Genomic DNA, 4467 nt, shown 5'->3' with positions numbered 1-4467 from the left:
GCCCGGACGGGCACCCGACGGGCACGGACGGGCACGCGGAAGGGCCCGGACGCGTACGTCCGGGCCCTGGCGGCGCCGTTCGGGTTCGGGCTCGGGCGGCCGGCCTTCCGTTCAGCCGCGCAGGACGGTCTTGGTCCGCATCAGGAAGTCGCCGAGGTAGCCGTCGTGCGGCACAGCGCGGTCCATCCAGTGGGTCGGGTGGTCACCGAGGTACACGTTGGCGACGGTCGGGTCGTCGACCAGTTCGTCGACGAGGTCGGCGTCCCGGTCCTCGTCGCCGCTGAGGACACCGAGGACCAGCGTGTCGCGCAGCTCGCCCGTCCCCTCGGCGCGGCTCCAGGGAGCCACCCACACGCAGGGGAAGGGCAGTTCGGCGGTGTGCCAGCCGCCCTTCAGATCGGGTACCTCGAACACCGCCGGGCGCAGCACCGCTCCCCCGCCCGGGAGTTCCTCCACCACGCCGTCGCCGCCGAGGTGGGCCACCGTGCCCCTGGCGCGCTCCCGCAGGTGCCGCTCCAACGCCCGCGCCCGGTCGGCCGGTTGGACGGGCAGCGCGGACTTCTCGTCCTCGGCGGGCAGGCTCGGCAGCGCGCCGAGGCGCTCGGCGAGGGCGCGGGCCAGCGGCGCCGGGTCCCCCTCGACCAGGACCGCGGTGACGTCGACGCACTTGACGCCGCCGTGGTGGGCGATCGAGTCCACGATCGTGTCCAGGTGCGCGCGCCAGTCGCCGCCCTCGGTGACCAGGATCTTGGTCCGGCCGGGGCCCTGGACCAGGACGGTGGGGTCGTCGGCGTACTTGCGCACCACGTCGTCACCGCCGTACACCAGCGCCAGGTCGGCGCCCAGCAGCACCTCGTCGGCCGTCGCGTGGTCGGTCGGCAGCAGCGCCACGTGGTCGTCGCCGAAGCCGCTCGCGCGCAGCGCCGTCACCAGGCGGTGCGGGGTGAACGGCTCCCGCCGTGAGGGCCGGAGGGCCACCCGGTAGCCGAGGGCGAGGGCCTCCAGCCACAGGGCGTGCGGGGCCGGGTGGTTGCCGGCCGCGTTGACGGCGAGGACGTCACCGCGCCGCGTCCACACCGCGGCGCCGGCCCGGGTCCGCGGGTCCCGCCAGTCCAGCACCGCGCCGCCGGGCAGCGCGCCGTACGCGCCGGCCAGCGCGCGCTGGGCGGAGTCGGCGATCTCGTCGGCGGCGGAGCGCACGGCGGGCAGCGGGATGCCGGAGACCCGGGCCACCGTCTGCTCGTACTCCCGGTACGACAGGCCATCCACGGTGTCCTCGCGGAACATCCGCCCGGCCTCGGCGAGCGCGGCCAGCCGCCGTTCCAGCGGCAGCGGCGTCGCCCGGTGCAGGGCGGACAGCGCGCGGGTGACGAACAGCCTTGGGGTGAGGCTGAGTTCGGCGACGGGAAAGCCGGCGGTGTCGGTGACGGTCTCGCGCTTGCGGGCGCGGTACGGGCCTGCGGGGCCCAGCGCGTCGAGGAGGTGCGGCTCGTCCATCAGTGGACCCCCTCGTAGGCGCGCGCCTCGGTGCCGGGGCGGCCGGCGGTCAGTGGACCAGGGTCGGGCGTGACGCCGGAGGGAAGTTCGAGAATCGGGTCTGCGGTGGACAACTTCGGGCCCCCTTCAGTAATGAGGAAACGGATCAACCGGCCTGGGGCGGGGCGCCTGGCGCCACCTTGTCGAGGATTTCCTCGGCCCAGTCCCGCCAATAGGAAAGGAAGTGCGGGAATCCGCCCTCGTAGGGGTTTCCCGTCCACCGGAAGGTGGCTCCCGGGTTGTGCGTGTCCGCACCCGCGGCGGTGAACAGGTGCGGGCTGCCCCGCGCCCGGGGCCCGCGGGCCTCCTGACGGGCGCACACCGAAAGGGCCCGGGCACCGAGGAGGAGGTGTCCGGGCCCTTCGCCGTGGCGCCGCGGGTCAGCCGGCGACCGGCGCGGGGGTCCGGTCGATCTCCAGGACCGCGCTGGTCCAGTTGAAGCCCAGCCCGATGCCGCACAGCAGCACCCGCTGCCCCGCCTCCAGCCGGCCCGCGCGGATCAGGTACTCCAGGCCGCCGAACTGGTCGACCGCGCCGACGTGGCCGGTCTCCCGGACGAATTCGACCGGCGTCCTGGCCTCGTCCAGTCCCAGCGGCGTGAGAACCTCCTGACGCAGCATCGTCTTGCCGAAGTTCGGGAAGACCAGGTGGTCGATGTCCTCGGGCCGGACCCCGGCCTCCTCGCTCGCCCGCCCGACGGACAGGATCAGGGCCTCGTTCATCCGCTTGAAGACCTCGGAGATCCGGCCTTCGTGTTCCTCGTCGACGAAGGCCCGCATCCGGTCGACGAGGTTGACCGGGTACGCCTTGGGGTCGTCGAAGTCGGGGTACGGCGTGAACTCCACCCCGGCGCGCTGGGCTCGCTCCAGGTCGGACCGGCTCTCCGTGGCGACGGAGGCGATCCGGGCGAAGCCGCCGGCGCGGGAGAGCACCGCGGCGCTCGCGCCGTCGCCGAGCACCAGGCCCGGGTAGGTGCGCCAGCGGTTCCAGGTCGGCCTCTCGAAACGGTCCGAGGAGGTGATCATCGCGGCCTGCCGCTCGGGGCGGCCGGCGAGGAAGGCCGCGGCCAGCTCGATCGCCGCCATGGCGCCGTTGGACTGCTGCTTGACCTCGACGGACAGCCCGTTGCCGTCCAGCACCTGCTGCTGGAGGTAGGAGCCGACGTTCCAGCCGTCCAGGCCGCAGAAGGCGCCCGTGGCGTGCAGCAGGAGCCCGAACTCGTCCGCCTCCAGGCCGGAGTGGCGCAGCGCCAGCTTTCCGGCCCGCACCGCCATCACCGGCTGGGTGTCGTCGTCGCCGGCCACGGCCGCGGAGTTCTGGCCTGAGCGGCGCCGGGTGGCGTCGTCGTACAGGCCGGCCTCGATGGCCTCCTCGACGGGAACCGGCTTCGGGTACCAGGCCCCCACGCCCGTGATGTACAGGTTGTCGTGACGCATGGTGGATGTACTCCTCTCACGAGAGGCGGTCGGGCGGGTTCAGACCGTCCGCTCGATGACCGGGACGGGGCCGGGGCCGCGTCCGGTGCCGACCTCGCCGCCGTGCAGCCACTGGACCTTCCGGTACAGGTCCTCGTCGGACAGCGAGCGCAGCATGGCGTTGCGGGCCTCGGCGGCCTCGCCCGCCGGGTGGTACAGCCGGCGCCCCATCTCGCGGGCCAGCAACTGGACGGCGGCGGTGCGTTCGCGGCGGTCGGCGTTGAACTTCTCGAAGCGCTGGGCGAAGTCGGCCGGCTCGGTGCCGATCAGCTCGCCGAGCACCACGGCGTCCTCGATGGCCTGGCAGGCGCCCTGGGCGGCGTACTGGAGCATCGGGTGGGCGGCGTCGCCGACCAGGACGACCCGGCCGTCGACCCAGCGCTCCACCGGGTCGCGGTCGCACAGCACCCAGGACTTCCAGTCCCGGCCCAGCTCCAGCAGGCGCCGGGCGGTCTCGCCGAGGCCCGGGAACTCGTCGAGGACGTGGTCGCGCTCCACCGGCAGCCCGAGCACGGCCTCCGTGGCGCCGTCGTCGCGGGTGGCGGCCAGGTTGAGGAACTCGCCGCTGCCGATCGGGTAGTGGACGAAGTGCCACTTGGGGCCCGCCCACAGCGTCACGGTGTTCCAGCGCAGTTCCTCGGGGACCTCCTCCATGGGGATCACCGAGCGGTAGATGGTGTGCCCGGACACCTGCGGGTAGCCGTCGCCCACGAGCTGCTTGCGGACGAAGGAGTTGATGCCGTCGGCGCCGATCAGCGCGTCGGCGCGGACCCGCTCGCCGTCGGCCAGCAGGACGGTCACCCCGTCGGCGTCCTGCTCGTAGCGCTCCACCGAGCAGTCGACGCGCAGTTCCACCGAGGGTTCGGCTCGGCAGGCGGCCAGCAGCGGCTCGTACAGGTCGACGCGGTGCACCACGGCGTACGGGTTGCCGAAGCGGGCCCGGTAGGCACCGGTGAGCGGCATCGAGACGACCTTCTCGTCGGTCGTGCCGTCCATGAAGCGGAGTTCGTCGATGTGCACCGCGCGGGCCCGGACCGCTTCGCCGACGGCCAGCCGGTCCAGCGCCTGGAACGCGTTCGGCCCGAGCTGGATGCCGGCGCCGATCTCGGTGAAGCAGTCCCGGCGTTCGAGCACCACAACGTCGTGCCCGCGCCGGGCCAGGCTCAGAGCGGTCGCCAGACCGCCGATTCCGCCACCGGCGATTGCTGTCTTCGGCATTTCCGAGTCCCTTTCCTGTCGTCGGGAGATAACACACATGTTTTCGCCGGGCCAGGCCCTGCGGCAATGAACGGAACCTGACTTCGTCAGCTGGCCGGAAAACGGAAAAGCCCCCGGAATTCCGGGAGCTGGAAAAGGGGAGGACAGTGGCTCCGGTCGGACGGACTGGGGGGTTTCCGTCCGGCCGGAGCCACTGGGGCGGCCCGGGGGAGGTGGGCCTGGGAGGTGGGGCTCAGGG

Annotated in this window: 3 protein-coding genes; all 3 read right to left on the bottom strand. The window is 73.2% G+C overall.

The window, feature by feature from the left end:
- Positions 1–111 precede the first annotated feature (111 nt).
- The 3 genes from ACFRMQ_RS38665 to ACFRMQ_RS38655 all read right to left on the bottom strand — a co-directional run bounded on the left by ACFRMQ_RS38665 (position 112) and on the right by ACFRMQ_RS38655 (position 4229).
- The gene (locus ACFRMQ_RS38665) at positions 112–1497 is read right to left on the bottom strand and encodes an aldehyde dehydrogenase family protein (protein WP_380735574.1); all 1386 of its coding nucleotides are present in this window, start codon (positions 1495–1497) and stop codon (positions 112–114) included.
- Positions 1498–1916: 419 nt separating this feature from the next.
- Positions 1917–2972, bottom strand: coding sequence for a ketoacyl-ACP synthase III family protein (locus tag ACFRMQ_RS38660; RefSeq protein ID WP_380735573.1), 1056 nt, complete (start codon positions 2970–2972; stop codon positions 1917–1919).
- A gap of 39 nt (positions 2973–3011) precedes the next feature.
- Positions 3012–4229, bottom strand: a complete 1218-nt coding sequence (locus tag ACFRMQ_RS38655; RefSeq protein WP_380735572.1) for a 3-hydroxybenzoate 6-monooxygenase — start codon at positions 4227–4229, stop codon at positions 3012–3014.
- Positions 4230–4467 lie beyond the last annotated feature (238 nt).

The sequence above is a fragment of the Kitasatospora sp. NPDC056783 genome (assembly GCF_042789895.1).
Lineage (GTDB): Bacteria > Actinomycetota > Actinomycetes > Streptomycetales > Streptomycetaceae > Kitasatospora.
The sequence above is the reverse complement of the archived record's forward strand: the minus strand, read 5'-3'. Positions and strand labels throughout refer to the sequence as shown.

What these genes read in the sequence shown, in the direction of transcription:
- ACFRMQ_RS38665 (WP_380735574.1), bottom strand. Translation starts at nt 1,497, where the DNA reads ATGGACGAGCCGCACCTCCTCGACGCGCTGGGCCCCGCAGGCCCGTAC.
- ACFRMQ_RS38660 (WP_380735573.1), bottom strand. Translation starts at nt 2,972, where the DNA reads ATGCGTCACGACAACCTGTACATCACGGGCGTGGGGGCCTGGTACCCG.
- ACFRMQ_RS38655 (WP_380735572.1), bottom strand. Translation starts at nt 4,229, where the DNA reads ATGCCGAAGACAGCAATCGCCGGTGGCGGAATCGGCGGTCTGGCGACC.